Origin of the sequence: Chryseobacterium sp. SIMBA_028, from assembly GCF_046535285.1 — a bacterium.
Classification (GTDB): domain Bacteria; phylum Bacteroidota; class Bacteroidia; order Flavobacteriales; family Weeksellaceae; genus Chryseobacterium.
In genome coordinates this window covers 1-256 of sequence record NZ_JAWRWZ010000535.1, presented here as the reverse complement: position 1 = coordinate 256, position 256 = coordinate 1, and the positions used below count along the sequence as shown (strand labels likewise).

Below are 256 nucleotides of genomic sequence, written 5' to 3'. Positions count from 1 at the left end.
CTCGGAAACAGAAGCGGCCGTCACGACAGCCGGCGTGTCGTCGCCTGTGAACGGACGATCGCTCCGGCTCGAAAGTATCTTCGCCAGCGCGCTTTCGCTGCTCTGGGCGAACGCCGGGTCGGCTCTTTGCTGCAACCAGCCCAGACAGAGGATCAAGGCGTCCAGTTCTTCAGCCGAGAAGGCGAAGTTTGAAAGAAAGAAGCCGTCTTTCAGACGGAACCCGACGCCCGCCTGCCCGTCAAGCGGCGCTCCGAGC

The 256-nt window shown here is 62.9% G+C and carries 1 protein-coding gene; it reads right to left on the bottom strand.

All coding sequences use genetic code 11. From position 1 onward, the window contains the following. Positions 1-256, bottom strand: a 256-nt coding sequence (locus tag SCA31_RS24400; protein ID WP_410699560.1) for a hypothetical protein, incomplete at both ends; no start/stop codon positions are given.